This is a genomic window from Streptomyces sp. NPDC048411 (assembly GCF_040704695.1).
Lineage (GTDB): Bacteria > Actinomycetota > Actinomycetes > Streptomycetales > Streptomycetaceae > Streptomyces.
This window is the reverse complement of the sequence record NZ_JBEZKL010000003.1, coordinates 38284-54490: the sequence shown is the minus strand read 5'-3', so window position 1 is coordinate 54490 and position 16207 is coordinate 38284. Positions and strand designations below refer to the sequence as shown.

The window sequence follows — 16207 nt, the reverse complement described above, 5'->3', positions numbered from 1 at the left end:
GCGGTGACGAGCCGCCCGCGAAGGGAGGTGCTAGAAAGAGAGAATGACCGGGCTCAACGGTCGACCAGCGCACCTCCCGCGCGGCCCTCTGGGAGAGCGCCTCCGTCGGATCCTGAGCGGGCGGAGCATCGCCGCGCAGATGTTCGCCGTACAGGCCGTGTTCGCCCTGCTCCTCATCGTCATCGTGACGGTGGCACTCCTGTTCGACGCCCGCAGCACTGCGGTGAGAGCGGCTGGCGACCGGACGGCCGCCATCGCCCAGACCCTCTCGACGTCTCCCCAGGTCGTGGCGGGCCTCCATTCCCCCCACCCGACCGCTGCGCTCCAGCCGCTGGCCGAACGGACCCGGAAGCTGACAGGCGTCGACTTCATCATCGTGGCGAACACGAAGGGCATCGTCTACACCCACCCGCTGCGGAAGCGCATCGGCAAACCGCTGATCGCCGACTTCCGGCCCGCTCTGAAGGGCAAGGTCGTCACGGAGACCATCCACGGCACCTTCGGCCCCACCGTGGAAGCCATAGCCCCTGTGACCGACAGCAAGGGGTCGGTCGTCGGCCTCGTCACCGCCGGGGTCACGGTCAAGCGCGGGGAGGCCCTGGCGGCCGGCCAGTTGCCGCTCCTCCTGGGGGGCGCGGCCACCGCACTGGTGCTGTCCGCGGGCAGCACGGCGCTGGTGAGCCGGCGACTGCGGCGCCAGACCCGCGGCCTGGACCCGGCGGAGATGACCCGGATGTACGAGCATCACGACGCGGTGCTGCACGCGGTGCGCGAAGGAGTGCTCATCGTCGGGGACGACGGGCGGCTGCTGCTGTCCAACGACGAGGCGCGGCGGCTGCTGGATCTGCCGCCGGACGCCGAGCAGCACCGGGTGACGGAGCTGGGTCTGGAGCCGGGCACGGCTGAACTGCTGGCCTCCGGACGGGCCGCGACCGACGAGGTGCTCTTCGCCGGGGACCGGCTGCTGGCCGTCAACCAGCGGCCCACCGCCCCCTACAGCGGGAGCGTGGCGACGCTGCGGGACACCACCGAGCTGCGGGCGCTGGCGGGCCGGGCGGAGGTCGCGCGGGAGCGGCTGGGGCTGCTGTACGACGCCGGGGTGCGGATCGGCACCACGCTGGACGTGCGGCGCACCGCGGAGGAGCTGGCCGAGGTGGCGGTCCCCCGGTTCGCCGACGTCGTCACGGTCGAGCTGCTGGACCCGGTGCTGCAGGGCGAGGAGCCGCAGGGAGCGGGCAGCGAGATGCGCCGTGTCGCCGTCGTGGGCCTGGAGTCCGACTCTCTTTTCTACCCCGTCGGCGCGCTGATCCCGTTCGTCGCCACCCACCCGGTCGCGGCCGGGATGACCCTCGACCGTGCCGTCCTCGAGGCGGACCTGAGCACCGCCGACGGCTGGCGGGCCCAGGACCCCGAACGCGCTCGGCGCATCCTGGAGCACGGCATTCGCTCTCTGATCTCGGTGCCGCTGCGGGCGAGGGGAGTGGTGCTGGGAACGGCCGACTTCTGGCGCTCCGAGAAAGACCCCTTCGATGAGGAGGACCTGTTCTTCGCCGAGGAGCTGGCCGCCCGGGCTGCGGTGTGCATCGACAACGCCCGCCGCTACACCCTTGAGCACACCGTGGCCGTCACCCTGCAGCGCAGCCTGCTGCCCCGCGCCCTGCCCGAGCAGTCCGCGCTGGAGGTCGCCCACCGCTATCTGCCCGCCCGGGCCGGGGTGGGCGGCGACTGGTTCGACGTCATCCCGCTGCCCGGCACCCGGGTGGCCTTGGTGGTCGGCGACGTCGTCGGCCACGGCCTGCACGCCGCCGCCACCATGGGCCGTCTGCGCACCGCCGTCCGTAACTTCTCGGCCCTCGATCTGCCTCCCGATGAACTCCTGAGCTACCTGGACGAGCTGGTCACCCAGATCGACACCGAAGAGGCCACCGAGGACGACGAGAACCCGGCGGTGACCGGTGCCACCTGCGTGTACGCCGTCTACGACCCGGTCACCGGGGTGTGCACCCTGGCCCGGTCCGGCCACCCGGGGCCCGCCCTGGTCCACCCCGACGGCACCGTGGACTACCCGGACGTGCCGGTCTCCCCGCCGCTGGGCCTGGGCGGCAACCTGCCCTTCGAGACGGCCCGGCTGGAGCTGCCTGAGGGTTCGCTTCTGGTGCTCTTCACCGACGGGCTCGTCGAGGACCGCCGCCGCGACCTCGACACCGGCCTGGGCGCGCTGCGCACCGCTCTGGCCGCCGCCGTGGACCGTACCCCGGAGGAAACCTGCGCTGCGGTGCTGGAGGCCGTGCTGCCCGCCCAGCCCAGCGACGACGTCGCGCTGCTGGTGGCCCGTACCCGCCGGCTGGCCCCCGACCGGGTCGCCGAATGGACGGTCCCCTCCGACCCGGCGGCCGTCGCCCCCGTCCGAGCGGAGTGCATCCTCCGGCTGAACAACTGGGGGCTGGACGAGATCTCCTTCGCCACCGAACTGATCCTCAGCGAGCTGATCACCAACGCCGTCCGGTACGGCACCCAGCCCATCACCGTCCGCATGCTGTACGACCGCACCCTGGTCTGCGAGGTCTCCGACGGGTCCAGCACCTCTCCCCATCTGCGCCGGGCCGCCACCACGGACGAGGGCGGCCGCGGCCTGTTCCTCGTCGCGCAGTTCGCCCGGCGCTGGGGCACCCGCTACACCGCCCGCGGCAAGGTCATCTGGGCCGAGCAAGCCCTCCGCGACGGTGCCGCGGAACCGGGTGTGGACCTCGGCGACCTTCTGCTCGCTCAGTGGGAGGACGTCGAGGGCTGACTGCCCTGAAGAAGCCCCGCCGCGTCCAGCAGATACGCGACCATCGGGTCGTAGAAACGCGGGTCGGTGACATGGTCGTCGAGCGGGACCGTCACCTGAATGGTCCCCTCGGCCTCGCCGATGAAGAGCGCCGGGTCGTTGCAGTCGGCGAAGCCGACCGCGTCGAGGCCGCGCTGCCCCGCGCAGCCCGCCCAGCCGTGGTCGGCGACCACCAGATCGGGCTGCGGTCGGCCCTCGCGCTCCAGGCCGTCGAGGATCGCGGCCATCGGCGCGGGCGAATGCGTGTGCCACAGCGTGGCCCCGCGCTCCAGCACGGCCACGTCGGCGAACTGGAAGACCATGCCCTCGTCCGCCATCAGCCCGGACGGAATCCGTACGATCTCGCACCCGGCGCCGCGCAGCGCGTCCGCGGTCTGCCGGTGCACATCCAGCAGCCCACCCGGATGGCCAGTCGCGAACAACACCCGCTCCGCCCCGGCCGCCGCCTTGCGCAGCCGGGCCGCCATCCGCTCCAGCGCGTCGACGGTCAGCTCCGGGTCGATGGTGTCCTGCCCGTGCCGGTGCTCCGGATCATCACTGACCCCGCAGCGCTCGGCCATCACGGCGAGCACATCCTGCTCATCGGCCCACCGGTTGCCGAGCTCCAGCCCCAGCCAGTAGTGCGTGTCGCCGTTGGCGAGCCTGCGGTAGTGGGTGAGGTTGTTGTCGCGGGGGGTGGCGACGTCTCCGGCGATACGCGTGCGGACGAGGTGCTCGACGAGGGCGGCGCGGCTGGGTATCGGCATGAACCCATTGTGCCGTCAGGTGTGCGCAGTGTGCCGGGTGTCTTGCACGGCGGACGGGGCGGGACGCACCGGACATCGGGTCCGGACCAGAACCGCCCACGGCCTGCCCACCCCATAAGAGGAGGTGGGACGCGGGCCCCAATGATCACCTGGGACACCTGCGCCGTCGTCGCGAACCGCAAGGGCCACGCGACCGTCGGAGCCCTGGCCCCGTCCCCTTGGCTCTTCCCCGGCGGTCCGCCCGCCACAGCGATCGTCCGCCGACGTTGCCGTCAACGGCCTATTAGGCGACGTCGCGCCGACGCTCGGCGTAGGTGAAGGCGATGAACTCCTCCAGCTCCTCGTCGGACTCGAAGGTGTCCGCCTTGAGATCGTCGAGGGAGCGGATCGGCTGGGTGTTCTTCGCGGCCAGCAGTTCCTCGACCGTCAGCCGGGGCCGGATCGGCGGAAGGATCGAACGCTCGGTTTCCGCTGCACTCATGACGAAACCTCCCCGCTGACGCCGGGCACTCCCTGCTGCGGCTCATGATAGGGCCGCAGTCCTGCGGCCGGAGCGGACTTTCTCCGGCGGGGCCGACGCGAAGCCCACTTGGATTCGATATTTCGCGAATCACGACCTGATTCGCCCCATCGCCATTGCTGAGCGTCTTTACGATCCGCCCATCCCTTCCGCGTAAGACCGTGGACGGAAGTGAGCCGCACCGGATCGCGACTGTCGCGACCCGGTGGCCCACGACCCGGTGGGTCAGGACCCGGCCGGTCGCGACGCGGTGCGCCACGCCATCAAATGCCTTTGATCCCCTGGGTAATTACCCTTCCCACCCCACCCCACCTCCCGTCACCCGCAAGGGTGAGGTTTGCCAACTGGGCTGGATTTCGGTCCGGTTGGCAGGCATATGCTCGCCGCAACAACCCCAGACATGCGTCGGCCCCCGGCCGGGACTGCGAATCCCGATCGGGGGCCTGACCACCGAGGAAGTTAGGGCTTCCCGATGGATACCCAGCAGATTACCGCGCCCTCGCGCGCCACGGCAGGCGATCGCCGCCCCGCCACCCCTTCCGGTGTCATTCACATCAACACCCGCCACCCCAACCGCTACACCGTCATCGGCAACCATCTCGCCCAGCACCGAGAGATGTCGCTGGTGGCGATCGGGCTGGCCGTGCACATCCAGTCGCTGCCCGCCGGGGCCAAGATCGGCATCAAGTTCCTCGCCGATCGCTTCCCGGAGAGCGAAACCCGGATCGCCGCCGCCCTGCGCGAGCTGGAGAGCCACGGATATCTGGCCCGTACGCGGGAACGGACGCCCGGCGGTCGGGTCGTCACGCGGACCGTGTCGTACAACCAGCCGGGAGCGGGTGTCGACCGTCCGGTGCCGAGGCCCGCACCCAGGGCCGAACCGGTGGCCCCTGCCCCGGCCTCCCCGCCTGCCCTGCCTGCAGCGCCCACGCCGCTTGCTCCGGCGCCTGTCCCCGAGCAGCGAACCACCTCACCCGAAGCGCCCGCGACCCCACCGCTCCCCGAGCCGCAGACCCATGACCTCGCCCACCACCGCAGCGCCGTCGATCTCCTCGCCGGCCTGCGCCGTCATGATCCCCGGCTGTTGCTCTCCGAGGACGACATCCGCCGACTGACCCCCGCCGTCGCCGCCTGGCTCGAACGCGACGCCCACCCCGACGCCGTACGCCGCACCCTCGTCGCCGACCTCCCCGAACCTCTGAAACGCCCAGCGGGCCTCCTCGCCCACCGACTCGCCACCCTCCTGCCACCCCCGCTCCCCGCCGCCCCGGCCCGGGAAGCCGTACGGCGCCCGAACCCGCTGCAGAACTGCGACGGGTGCGACCGCGCCTTCCGGGCGCCGGAGCCCGGCGAGTGCCACGACTGCCGATCCGACCTGCAGGAGGCCGCCTAGCATGAACGTGACGACCCTTGACCCCGGGTACAGACGACGAGGAGCGAGCACGATGACCATCGCCCCGGACGACGCACGGCGAGACGCCCGCCTGTACCAGGTCATGCGGGACTTCGTCTCATCCATGGACGACACCCTTCCTGGCAAATTCGAGATCACCAAGGAAGGAATCGTCCACGACATGATGGCGCCCGCCGGACCCCATGAGTTGACGACACTGCGCGTCCGGAAGCGCCTGGAGAAGGTGATGCCGGAAGAGCTGGTGGCCCACACGGGGACTCCTGACGTGGAAGATGCGCCGGAGGGCATCATGCGTCACCCCGACGTGATGGTGATCGCCGAGGTGGACATGGAGGTCGAGGGTTCCTTCGCGCCCCGCACGCTCATCGCCGCCGTCGAAGTCGTCTCACGGTCCAACCCGGACAACGACTGGGTAAGCAAGATGCGGGACTATCCGCTTCTGGGCATCCCCCTCTACGTGATCTTCGATCCGCGTACCGGCTCGGGGGCCGTGCTCTCCGACATCCATCCCACGCCGAACGGGCCGCGCTACGCCACCCGCAAGGACTTCCTGTACGGGGAGGACATCACCATCGGCGAGTGGACCATCTCGACCGATAACCTGCCGCGGTACGCGTAGCGCACCGCGACCTGCCCGGTCGGCGCGATCTGCGCAGGTCGGCGTCGAGCGGCCGCTCCCGATCGCCGCTGGTGCCGTGGAGGCACACGTTCACCGGGTTGCTCGGCCTGCAGGCACGCTTTTGTCCTCAATCGCCGGACGGGCTTGCAGATACTGAGGACGAACCGCCCGCCGCAGCGAACGCCCCCAGCGCCAGCCGGTGCAGCAGCGCCGCCGTCGCCGTGCGGCCCGGAAGGGCGCCGGGGCGGCCCAGGTGGGGGGTCGAGTTGAGCAGGCCGAAGACCGCGTGGACGGTGGCGCGGGCCTCGCTCTCGGGGAGGAGCGGGTAGAGGGCGCGGACCACCTCGACCCAGAGCTCCACGTACTGGCGCTGGAGCTGGCGCACGCGCTTGCGGTCGGTGTCCCGGAGGCGGTCCAGCTCGCGGTCGTGCAGGGTGATCAGGGGGCGGTCGTCCAGGGCGAAGTCGATGTGGCCCTCGATGAGCGCGTCCAGGAGGGCTTCCGGGGAGCCGTCGCCGGAGGCCGCGTCCTCCGTGACGCGGAGCCTTCCGCCGGCCAGGAGGCGCTCACTGATGCCGACCAGCAGCTCGGCGAGCATGGCGTCCTTGCCGGGGAAGTGGCGGTAGAGGCCGGGACCGCTGATCCCGACGGCTGCGCCTATCTCGTCGACGCCCACACCGTGGAAGCCGCGCTCGGCGAAGAGGCGGGCAGCCTCCTTGAGGATCTGCTCGCGGCGCGTGGGGGCGTCCGTCCTGGTGGTCATGGATTCGATTCTAGACAGTGGCGTTAGCGAGCGTTAACCTGAAGGGAACGTGTTAACGCTCATTAACCGGATCGGCCGGACCGGTCGACCGGGCAAGGGGGCTCGACGGATGCAGCAGGCACCGGTGCTGGCGAGTGCGGCGGATCCCGCGTCTCAGGGCTGGCTGGCCAACGAGGAGGCGCACCGCGCGCTCGGCGACGAGCTGCGGGCGCGCCTGGCCGCGGCCAGGCTGGGCGGGGGTGAGAAGGCCCGCGCCCGCCATGTGGCGCGCGGGAAGCTGCTGCCCCGGGAGCGGGTGGACACCCTGCTCGATCCGGGGTCGCCCTTCCTGGAACTGGCACCGCTCGCGGCCGAGGGGCTGTACGGGGGCGCCGCTCCGGCGGCCGGAGTGATCGCCGGGATCGGGCGGGTCAGCGGCCGGGAGTGCGTGATCGTCGCCAATGACGCCACGGTCAAGGGCGGCACGTATTACCCCATGACGGTGAAGAAGCACCTGCGGGCGCAGGAGGTGGCGCTGGAGAACCGGCTGCCGTGTCTGTACCTCGTGGACTCCGGTGGCGCGTTTCTGCCGATGCAGGACGAGGTGTTTCCCGACCGGGAGCACTTCGGGCGGATCTTCTACAACCAGGCGCGGATGTCGGGGGCCGGGATTCCGCAGGTCGCTGCCGTGCTGGGGTCCTGTACGGCCGGTGGGGCGTACGTCCCCGCGATGAGCGACGAGGCCGTGATCGTCCGGAACCAGGGGACGATCTTCCTCGGCGGTCCGCCGCTGGTGAAGGCCGCGACCGGTGAGGTCGTCACGGCGGAGGAGCTGGGCGGCGGCGAGGTCCACTCGCGTACGTCGGGCGTCACCGACCATCTCGCGGAGGACGACGCGCACGCGCTGCGGATCGTCCGGAACATCGTGGCGACGCTGCCCGCGCGCGGGGCTCTGCCCTGGTCCGTGGAGGCCGTGGAGGAGCCGAAGGTCGATCCTGCCGGGCTGTACGGGGCCGTACCGGTCGATTCGCGGACGCCGTACGACGTACGGGAGGTCATCGCGCGGGTCGTCGACGGGTCGCGGTTCGCCGAGTTCAAGGCGGAGTACGGGACGACACTGGTCACCGGCTTCGCGCGGATCCACGGGCACCCGGTCGGCATCGTCGCCAACAACGGCATCCTGTTCTCCGAGTCCGCCCAGAAGGGCGCGCACTTCATCGAGCTCTGCGACCAGCGCGGCATCCCGCTGGTCTTCCTGCAGAACATCTCCGGGTTCATGGTCGGGCGCGACTACGAGGCCGGCGGCATCGCCAAGCACGGCGCCAAGATGGTCACGGCCGTCGCCTGCACCCGGGTCCCGAAGCTGACCGTCGTGGTCGGCGGGTCGTACGGGGCGGGGAACTACTCCATGTGCGGGCGGGCCTACTCGCCGCGCTTCCTGTGGATGTGGCCCAACGCCAAGATCTCCGTCATGGGCGGCGAGCAGGCCGCGTCCGTCCTCGCGACGGTCAAGCGCGACCAGCTGGGCGACGACTGGAGCGCCGACGACGAGGAAACCTTCAAGGCGCCGATCCGCGAGCAGTACGAGACGCAGGGCAACGCGTACTACGCCACCGCCCGGCTCTGGGACGACGGGGTGATCGACCCGCTGGAGACCCGGCAGGTGCTGGGGCTCGCTCTGACCGCGTGTGCCAACGCCCCGCTGGGTGAGCCCGGCTTCGGCGTCTTCCGGATGTGAGGGAACAGATGACGATGTTCGACACCGTTCTGGTCGCCAACCGCGGCGAGATCGCGGTCCGGGTGATCCGGACCCTGCGCGAGCTGGGTGTGCGGTCCGTCGCCGTCTTCAGCGACGCGGACGCCGACGCCCGGCATGTACGGGAGGCCGATACGGCGGTGCGGATCGGCCCCGCACCCGCCGCCGAGAGCTATCTCAGCGTGCCCGCGCTGCTGGAGGCCGCCCGGCGCACCGGCGCGCAGGCCGTGCACCCGGGGTACGGATTCCTCGCCGAGAACGCGGGGTTCGCGCACGCGTGCGCGGACGCGGGGCTCGTCTTCATCGGGCCGCCCGCTTCCGCGATCTCGCTGATGGGCGACAAGATCCGGGCCAAGGAGACCGTCGCGGCGGCCGGGGTTCCGGTCGTGCCGGGGTCGTCCGGCAGCGGGCTCAGCGACACACAGCTCGCGGAGGCGGCGCGCGCGATCGGCATGCCGGTACTGCTGAAGCCTTCGGCGGGCGGCGGCGGCAAGGGCATGCGGCTGGTGCGCGACGAGGCGCTGCTCGCCGACGAGATCGCCGCCGCCCGGCGTGAGGCGCGCGGCTCGTTCGGGGACGACACGCTGCTCGTGGAGCGGTGGATCGACCGGCCGCGCCACATCGAGATCCAGGTCCTGGCCGACGGGCACGGGAACGTGGTGCATCTCGGCGAGCGCGAGTGCTCGCTCCAGCGCCGCCACCAGAAGATCATCGAGGAGGCGCCGTCCGTCCTGCTCGACGAGGAGACCCGGGCGGCGATGGGCGAGGCGGCCGTCCAGGCGGCCCGCTCCTGCGGGTATGTCGGCGCGGGCACGGTGGAGTTCATCGTCCCGGGCAACGACCCCGCCTCGTATTACTTCATGGAGATGAACACCCGCCTCCAGGTCGAGCACCCGGTCACCGAACTGATCACCGGCCTGGACCTGGTGGAGTGGCAGCTGCGGGTCGCCTCCGGCGAACAACTCCCGTACAAGCAGCCGGACATCACACTCACCGGACATGCGATCGAGGCCCGTATCTGCGCCGAGGACCCGGCCCGCGGATTTCTGCCGTCCGGCGGTACGGTGCTCTCCCTCGGCGAGCCGAACGGCCCGGGCGTACGGACCGACTCGGGCCTCAGTGAGGGCGTCGGGGTCGGAAGTCTGTACGACCCGATGCTCTCGAAGGTCATCGTCCACGGACCCGACCGGGCCACGGCACTGCGGCGGCTGCGCACCGCCCTGTCGGAGCTGGTGATCCTGGGCGTGCCGACCAACGCCGGGTTCCTGCGCAGGCTGCTCGCCCACCCACAGGTGGTGGCGGGCGATCTCGACACCGGGCTGGTGGAACGCGCGGTGGACGGGCTGGTGCCGGACGGGGTACCGGAGGAGGTGTACGCGGCGGCGGCGCTGCTGCGACAGCCGGCCGCCGGGGCCACCTCGCCCGGGGGCAGCTCCGGTTGGGTCGACCCGTTCTCGGTGGCCGACGGCTGGCGGCTGGGCGGCGCCCCTGCCCGCACGGTCCGCCACTTCCGGCTGCCGGGCCACGACCCGGTACAGGTCGCCGTGCGCTCCTGTCCGGCGGGCACCGAGCTGACGTTCGGTCATGTCGGGGAGGGCGCACTGCCACCGGCGCCCGCGACGGGCACCTGCGGCCCGCTGGCCCCCCTGCCCGGCGGCACGGAGACAGCCAGGGTCATCGACGTCTCCGCGCACCGCCTCATCTTCGAACTCGCCGGTGTCACCCACACGTTCACCCACGCCACCTCCCCGGAGGGGACCTGGCTGGGCCGCGACGGCGACACCTGGCACGTACAGGACCACGACCCCGTGGAGGCGTCCCTCACCGGCGCCGCACACGGCGGCGCGGACACGCTCGCCGCGCCCATGCCGGGCACGGTCACCGTCGTGAAGGTGGCCGTCGGGGACGAGGTCGTCGCCGGGCAGAGCCTGCTCGTCGTGGAGGCGATGAAGATGGAGCACGTCATCTCCGCCCCGCACGCCGGAACCGTCACCGAGCTCGATGTGACGGCCGGTGCCACTGTCGCCATGGACCAGGTGCTGGCCGTGGTGGTTCCGAGCGAGGAGGAAGCATGACCGCCGGCAGGCTGCCCATGACCGTGCCCGCACCGGATCTGCCCGCCCGGGTACGCATCCACGAGGTCGGCGCCCGCGACGGGCTGCAGAACGAGAAGGCGGTCGTCCCGACCGAGGTGAAGGCGGAGTTCATCCACCGCCTCGCCGCGGCCGGCCTGACCACCATCGAGGCGACCAGCTTCGTCCACCCGAAGTGGGTACCTCAACTCGCCGACGCGGAGGACCTGTTCCCCCACCTCGGGGACATCGAGGGGGTCGCGCTCCCGGTGCTCGTACCGAACGAACGCGGGCTGGACCGCGCCCTCGCTCTCGGTGCGCGCCGGATCGCCGTGTTCGGGTCGGCGACCGAGACGTTCGCCGCCCGCAATCTCAACCGCACGGTCGCCGAGTCGCTCGCCATGTTCGAGCCCGTCGTCGCCCGCGCCAAGGCGGACAAGGTGCACGTCCGCGGCTATCTGTCGATGTGCTTCGGCGACCCGTGGGAGGGGCCGGTTCCCGTCCACCAGGTCGTGCGCGTCGCCAAGGCACTGATGGACCTCGGCTGCGACGAGCTCTCCCTCGGCGACACCATCGGCGTCGCCACCCCCGGCCATGTGCAGGACCTGCTCTCCGAGCTGAACGAGGAGGGCGTGCACACCAACACCATCGGGGTGCACTTCCACGACACGTACGGTCAGGCGCTCTCCAACACCCTTGCCGCGCTCCAGCACGGTGTCGCCACCGTGGACGCCTCCGCGGGCGGCCTCGGCGGCTGCCCGTACGCGAAGAGTGCCACCGGAAATCTCGCCACCGAAGACCTCGTGTGGATGCTCGACGGCCTCGGCATCGAAACCGGGGTCGACCTCGACGCGCTCACCGCCACCAGCGTGTGGCTCGCCGAACAACTGGGCCGCCCGAGCCCGTCCCGTACCGTCCGCGCGCTCTCGGTTCAATAAACACAGTCCCACAAGGAGTGACCCCCGCCATGTCCCTGGACCACCGGCTGACCGCCGAACACGAGGAACTGCGCCGCACCGTCGAGGAGTTCGCGCACGACGTGGTCGCCCCGAAAATCGGCGACTTCTACGAGCGCCATGAGTTCCCGTACGAGATCGTGCGCGAGATGGGGCGGATGGGCCTGTTCGGGCTGCCGTTCCCGGAGGAGTACGGCGGCATGGGCGGCGACTATCTCGCCCTCGGGATCGCCCTGGAGGAGCTGGCCCGCGTCGACTCGTCCGTGGCGATCACCCTGGAGGCCGGGGTCTCGCTCGGTGCCATGCCGGTCTACCGGTTCGGCACGGAGGAGCAGAAGCAGCAGTGGCTGCCGAAGCTCTGCTCGGGCGAGGCGCTGGGTGCCTTCGGGCTGACTGAGCCGGACTGCGGGTCGGACGCGGGCGGCACCCGGACGACGGCCGTGCGCGACGGGGACGAGTGGGTGATAAACGGCTCCAAGTGCTTCATCACCAACTCCGGTACGGACATCACGGCGCTGGTCACGGTCACGGCGGTGACCGGACGCAAGGAGAACGGCGCCCCGCTCATCTCGTCGATCATCGTGCCGTCCGGCACCCCCGGCTTCACGGTCGCCGCTCCGTACTCCAAGGTCGGCTGGAACGCGTCGGACACCCGTGAGCTGTCCTTCTCGGACGTCCGGGTCCCGGCGGCGAACCTGCTGGGCGAGGAGGGCCGCGGGTACGCGCAGTTCCTGCGGATCCTCGACGAGGGACGGATCGCGATCTCGGCGCTGGCCACGGGGCTGGCGCAGGGCTGTGTGGACGAGTCGGTGAAGTACGCCAAGGAGCGGCACGCCTTCGGCCGGCCGATCGGCGCCAACCAGGCCATCCAGTTCAAGATCGCGGACATGGAGATGCGGGCGCACATGGCCCGGATCGGCTGGCGGGACGCGGCATCCAGGCTGCTGGCGGGCGAACCGTTCAAGAAGGAGGCGGCGGCCGCCAAGCTGTACTCGTCGACGGTGGCGGTGGACAACGCCCGCGAGGCGACCCAGATCCACGGCGGCTACGGCTTCATGAACGAGTACCCGGTGGCGCGGATGTGGCGCGACTCCAAGATCCTGGAGATCGGCGAGGGTACGAGCGAGGTGCAGCGGATGCTGATCGCCCGGGAGCTGGGGCTGCCGGCCTGAGAGCGTCCGGCAGGACTCCGGCCCCCGCCGTGCGTCGAGCCCCGCCGTGCGTCGAGCCCCGACGCGCGGCGGGACCTGCCGGGATCGGTCGGCCGGGCCGTTGTGACGCGGTCGGTGCGGCACAGCCATCGGAACCCACAGCTCCGCCGCCGCCCCGTAGACCGGCCACGCTTCGGCGCAGGGCATCGCCCGCCGAGAACCGCCGCGGCAGCCCGGACGAGCGGCGCGGTACGGCGTCACACCGCGGGCAATTCGTTCGACAGGGCCGGGCCCGCCCCGGCAGAGTCTGTTCATGGACCACCGGCACTGGCCCCTGTACGGGCTCCGCATCCGCACGCCCCGCCTGGAACTCCGCCTTCCGGACCTGGAGTTGCTCGACGACCTGGCAGGCGTCGCCGCCGACGGGGTGCACGCGCCGGACAGCATGCCGTTCACCGTGCCCTGGACCGACGGCACGCCCGCCGAACGCGGCCGGGCCGTGTACCAGCATGTGCTGTCCACGGTCGCCAACTGGTCCGTACGGGACTGGGTCCTGAGCCTCGTCGTGCTGCGCGAGGGCAAGGTCGTCGGGCGGCAGGACCTGGGGGCGCGCGACTTCGCGGTGACCGGTGAGGTGCACACCGGGTCGTGGCTGGGACTCGCGCACCAGGGCCAGGGCATCGGCACCGAGATGCGGGCCGCCGTGCTGCATCTGGCGTTCGCCGGGCTCGGCGCCCGGAGCGCGATCTCGGCCGCGATGACGGACAACCCGCGTTCGCTGGGCGTCTCGCGCCGGCTCGGCTATCTGCCGGACGGACTGGAGGTGGCCGCGCTGCGGGGCGCCCCCGTCACCCTGCAGCGGCTGCGGATCGACCGCGACCGCTGGGAGGAGCACCGCACCGTCGATGTGCGGATCGCCGGACTCGACGCGTGCCGGAAGGACTTCGGCGGATGACGCTCCTGGTGCACACCTTCGTGCGGGGGAAGAGCGGCACGATGCATCTCCTCGACGACCCCCCGGACGGCCGCGACATGGCGGGCTTCGAGAGCAGCCGGACCAAGCTGTGGGGGTCGGAACCGGTGCGGGCGCTCGGGGCCCGGTTCCTTCCGCAGCTCGCGACCGATGACCTGTATGTAGAGCCGGAGGACGTCGAGGCGTTCCTCGCCGAGTGCGAGTTGCTTCGCCCGCACGCGGCTGCCCTCGGCGAGCACAGCGGTTTCCACGGCGACTACGTGACCGAGCGGCTCGCCAACATCACCGCCGCGGCCCGGCGGGCCCAGGACGTCGGCGGCGGGGTGCTCGTCTGGTAGCCGGTCAGGCAGGCCGCCCCTGGACAGTTAGTGAGGTTAGGCTAACCTACCTTCGAACTCGTCAGCGGGCGCCCACCGGCGCGTACGAAAGCAGTCACACCCATGCCCAAGGTCCGGACCACCCCCCTCTCCCGTCGCGGCCTGCTGGCCGCCGGCGGCGCCGTCGGTCTCGGCGCCGCACTCGCAGCGTGCGGCGGCAACGACTCGAAGGACTCCGGCTCCGGCTCGGGTTCGAGTGCCGAGAAGTCCGGGCCGTGGACGTTCAAGGACGACCGCGGCCAGACCGTGAAGGCCGCAAAGGTCCCGAAGAACATCGTCGCCTTCACCGGTGTCGCCGCCGCCCTCCACGACTACGGCATCGAGGTCAAGGGCGTCTTCGGCCCCACGAAGACCAAGGACGGCAAGGCCGATGTGCAGGCCGGCGACCTCGACATCAGCAAGGTCGAGATCCTCGGCAACGTCTGGGGCGAGTTCAACGTCGAGAAGTACGCGGCGCTCGGCCCGGATCTGCTCGTGACCGCCATGTGGGAGAAGGACGCCCTCTGGTACGTGCCGGACCAGTCCAAGGACAAGATTCTGAAGCTGGCGCCGAGCGTCGCCCTGTGGGCCGCCCACACCACCATCCCCAAGGCGATCCAGCGCCACGAGGATCTCGCCGCCTCCCTCGGCGCCGACGTCAGGGCCGCCGCGGTGACCGACGCCAAGGCCCGCTTCGAGAAGGCCGCGGCCCGGCTGCGCGCTGCCGCCAAGTCCAAGCCGAACGTCAAGGTCATGATCGGCTCGGCCAGCCAGGACCTCTTCTACGTCTCGCTCGCCAAGATGTCCGCGGACACCCTGTACTTCCAGGAGCTGGGTGTGAAGTTCGTCGAGCCGAAGGTCAACGCCGCGGGCTTCTTCGAGGAGCTGAGCTGGGAGAACGTCGACAAGTACGACGCCGACATCATCATGATGGACAACCGCTCCTCGGCCCTGCAGCCCGACGCCCTGACGTCCAAGCCGACCTGGGCGCGACTGCCCGCCGTCAAGGCGGGTCAGGTCATCCCGCGCACCACCGAGCCGATCTACTCCTACGACAAGTGCGCGCCGATCCTCGAGGACCTCGCGAAGGCCATCGAGGGCGCCAAGAAGGTCAGCTGACCGAGTGCCAGGCACCCCCGCCTCCGGCCCGGCCCGGGTTGCCCCCGGCCGGGCCGGGCCGTTTTCCCTCGCTTCCCGGTTCCTGGAAGGAGCCCTCGTATGACGACCGCTGCCGCACCCCCCGTCGCCCCCTTCCGGTTCTTCGGCCTGACGGTCACCCGGACCAGGCGGCTGGGACCCTCCATGCTCCGGATCACCTTCGGCGGTCCGGGGCTCGACGGCTTCGCCGCCGGGGGCCGCGACCAGAGCCTGTCGTTGTTCCTGCCGCACCCCGGCCAGCCGGAACCAGTCGTTCCGGTCGACAAGGACGGCAACTGGTTCGCCGCCTGGCGCGCCCTGCCCGAGGACATACGGGCCGTCATGCGCTCGTACACCGTCCGCGCGCAGCGCCGCAACCCCGACGGATCGACCGAAATCGATATCGACTTCGCGCTGCACGAGGACGGCGGACCCGCCTGCCGCTGGGCCGCCACCGCCGCGCCCGGCAATCTCCTCAAGGCGCTCGGCCCGGCCGTCGAGGACAACACGGCCGTCCGCTTCCGGCCCCCGGAGGGCACCGACTGGGTGCTGATCTGGGCCGACGAGACGGCGCTTCCCGCCGCATCGGCAGCCCTGGAGTGGCTGCCCGCAGGCATGCGGGCCCGCGTCTGGCTCGAGGTTCAGCACACCAAGGACCGCCAGGCGCTGGGCACCGCGGCCCGCGCCCGGATCAGCTGGCTCGTCCGGGACGAGGGCGCACCGTCCGCCGTGGACGCCGTACACGCCGCCGAACTGCCCGAGGGGACCCCGTACGTCTGGATCGCGGGCGAGTCGTCGACCGTACGGGCGCTGCGCCGCCATCTGGTCCAGGAGCGCGGGTTCGACCGCAGGCGGGTGACGTTCGTCGGCTACTGGCGTCGCGGGATGAGTGAGGAGCAGCTGCGCGCAGAAGCGGTCACCGAGGACGCGTAATC

14 protein-coding genes are annotated in these 16207 nt (G+C 71.2%); 11 read left to right on the top strand and 3 right to left on the bottom strand.

The window, feature by feature from the left end; translation table 11 throughout:
- Window positions 1–139 precede the first annotated feature (139 nt).
- A complete protein-coding gene (locus AB0915_RS01915) occupies window positions 140–2791 on the top strand; it encodes a SpoIIE family protein phosphatase (protein WP_366689212.1) in 2652 nt (883 codons plus the stop codon).
- Here AB0915_RS01915 and AB0915_RS01910 read toward each other — a convergent pair.
- Together AB0915_RS01910 and AB0915_RS01905 are read right to left on the bottom strand one after the other, a co-directional pair.
- The gene (locus tag AB0915_RS01910; RefSeq protein ID WP_366689211.1) at window positions 2767–3576 is read right to left on the bottom strand and encodes a phosphatase; all 810 of its coding nucleotides are present in this window, start codon (window positions 3574–3576) and stop codon (window positions 2767–2769) included. The genes AB0915_RS01915 and AB0915_RS01910 overlap by 25 nt on opposite strands.
- Before the next feature lie 283 nt (window positions 3577–3859).
- Window positions 3860–4057: a hypothetical protein gene (locus AB0915_RS01905; RefSeq protein WP_366689210.1), complete on the bottom strand. Its 198-nt coding sequence runs from the start codon at window positions 4055–4057 to the stop codon at window positions 3860–3862.
- 511 nt (window positions 4058–4568) lie between these two features.
- On the opposite strand from AB0915_RS01905, the gene AB0915_RS01900 reads away from it, so the two are divergent.
- Entirely contained in the window at window positions 4569–5489 is a 921-nt protein-coding gene (locus AB0915_RS01900) for a helix-turn-helix domain-containing protein (protein ID WP_366689209.1), read from the top strand.
- A gap of 52 nt (window positions 5490–5541) precedes the next feature.
- Entirely contained in the window at window positions 5542–6129 is a 588-nt protein-coding gene (locus AB0915_RS01895) for a Uma2 family endonuclease (RefSeq protein WP_366689208.1), read from the top strand.
- 127 nt (window positions 6130–6256) lie between these two features.
- Here the strand turns inward: AB0915_RS01895 and AB0915_RS01890 are convergent, their stop codons facing one another.
- Window positions 6257–6892, bottom strand: coding sequence for a TetR/AcrR family transcriptional regulator (locus tag AB0915_RS01890; protein ID WP_366689207.1), 636 nt, complete (start codon window positions 6890–6892; stop codon window positions 6257–6259).
- A gap of 109 nt (window positions 6893–7001) precedes the next feature.
- Here AB0915_RS01890 and AB0915_RS01885 point away from each other — a divergent pair, with 109 nt between their 5' ends.
- The 8 genes from AB0915_RS01885 to AB0915_RS01850 all read left to right on the top strand — a co-directional run bounded on the left by AB0915_RS01885 (window position 7002) and on the right by AB0915_RS01850 (window position 16205).
- Window positions 7002–8609, top strand: a complete 1608-nt coding sequence (locus tag AB0915_RS01885) for a carboxyl transferase domain-containing protein (RefSeq protein WP_366689206.1) — start codon at window positions 7002–7004, stop codon at window positions 8607–8609.
- Between the two features lie 14 nt (window positions 8610–8623).
- On the top strand, window positions 8624–10702 hold the full coding sequence (locus tag AB0915_RS01880; RefSeq protein ID WP_366689301.1) for an acetyl/propionyl/methylcrotonyl-CoA carboxylase subunit alpha: 2079 nt from the start codon (window positions 8624–8626) through the stop codon (window positions 10700–10702).
- On the top strand, window positions 10699–11637 hold the full coding sequence (locus AB0915_RS01875; RefSeq protein WP_366689205.1) for a hydroxymethylglutaryl-CoA lyase: 939 nt from the start codon (window positions 10699–10701) through the stop codon (window positions 11635–11637). The genes AB0915_RS01880 and AB0915_RS01875 overlap by 4 nt, the downstream gene beginning before the upstream one ends.
- A gap of 29 nt (window positions 11638–11666) precedes the next feature.
- Window positions 11667–12827, top strand: a complete 1161-nt coding sequence (locus tag AB0915_RS01870; protein WP_366689204.1) for an acyl-CoA dehydrogenase family protein — start codon at window positions 11667–11669, stop codon at window positions 12825–12827.
- A 292-nt stretch (window positions 12828–13119) separates the two neighbouring features.
- The gene (locus AB0915_RS01865) at window positions 13120–13761 is read left to right on the top strand and encodes a GNAT family N-acetyltransferase (RefSeq protein ID WP_366689203.1); all 642 of its coding nucleotides are present in this window, start codon (window positions 13120–13122) and stop codon (window positions 13759–13761) included.
- Window positions 13758–14117, top strand: a complete 360-nt coding sequence (locus AB0915_RS01860; RefSeq protein WP_366689202.1) for a hypothetical protein — start codon at window positions 13758–13760, stop codon at window positions 14115–14117. The genes AB0915_RS01865 and AB0915_RS01860 overlap by 4 nt, the downstream gene beginning before the upstream one ends.
- 102 nt (window positions 14118–14219) lie before the next feature.
- Window positions 14220–15254 (top strand): ABC transporter substrate-binding protein, encoded by a 1035-nt coding sequence (locus AB0915_RS01855; protein ID WP_366689201.1) that lies wholly within the window; start codon window positions 14220–14222, stop codon window positions 15252–15254.
- Between the two features lie 99 nt (window positions 15255–15353).
- On the top strand, window positions 15354–16205 hold the full coding sequence (locus tag AB0915_RS01850; RefSeq protein WP_366689200.1) for a siderophore-interacting protein: 852 nt from the start codon (window positions 15354–15356) through the stop codon (window positions 16203–16205).
- Window positions 16206–16207: the final 2 nt, after the last annotated feature.

Coding starts and splice junctions, on each gene's coding strand:
- AB0915_RS01875 (WP_366689205.1), top strand. CDS start 10,699: ATGACCGCCGGCAGGCTGCCCATGACCGTGCCCGCACCGGATCTGCCC.
- AB0915_RS01880 (WP_366689301.1), top strand. CDS start 8,624: ATGTTCGACACCGTTCTGGTCGCCAACCGCGGCGAGATCGCGGTCCGG.
- AB0915_RS01900 (WP_366689209.1), top strand. CDS start 4,569: ATGGATACCCAGCAGATTACCGCGCCCTCGCGCGCCACGGCAGGCGAT.
- AB0915_RS01905 (WP_366689210.1), bottom strand. CDS start 4,057: ATGAGTGCAGCGGAAACCGAGCGTTCGATCCTTCCGCCGATCCGGCCC.
- AB0915_RS01855 (WP_366689201.1), top strand. CDS start 14,220: ATGCCCAAGGTCCGGACCACCCCCCTCTCCCGTCGCGGCCTGCTGGCC.
- AB0915_RS01910 (WP_366689211.1), bottom strand. CDS start 3,576: ATGCCGATACCCAGCCGCGCCGCCCTCGTCGAGCACCTCGTCCGCACG.
- AB0915_RS01895 (WP_366689208.1), top strand. CDS start 5,542: ATGACCATCGCCCCGGACGACGCACGGCGAGACGCCCGCCTGTACCAG.
- AB0915_RS01860 (WP_366689202.1), top strand. CDS start 13,758: ATGACGCTCCTGGTGCACACCTTCGTGCGGGGGAAGAGCGGCACGATG.
- AB0915_RS01915 (WP_366689212.1), top strand. CDS start 140: ATGTTCGCCGTACAGGCCGTGTTCGCCCTGCTCCTCATCGTCATCGTG.
- AB0915_RS01890 (WP_366689207.1), bottom strand. CDS start 6,892: ATGACCACCAGGACGGACGCCCCCACGCGCCGCGAGCAGATCCTCAAG.
- AB0915_RS01870 (WP_366689204.1), top strand. CDS start 11,667: ATGTCCCTGGACCACCGGCTGACCGCCGAACACGAGGAACTGCGCCGC.
- AB0915_RS01885 (WP_366689206.1), top strand. CDS start 7,002: ATGCAGCAGGCACCGGTGCTGGCGAGTGCGGCGGATCCCGCGTCTCAG.
- AB0915_RS01865 (WP_366689203.1), top strand. CDS start 13,120: ATGGACCACCGGCACTGGCCCCTGTACGGGCTCCGCATCCGCACGCCC.
- AB0915_RS01850 (WP_366689200.1), top strand. CDS start 15,354: ATGACGACCGCTGCCGCACCCCCCGTCGCCCCCTTCCGGTTCTTCGGC.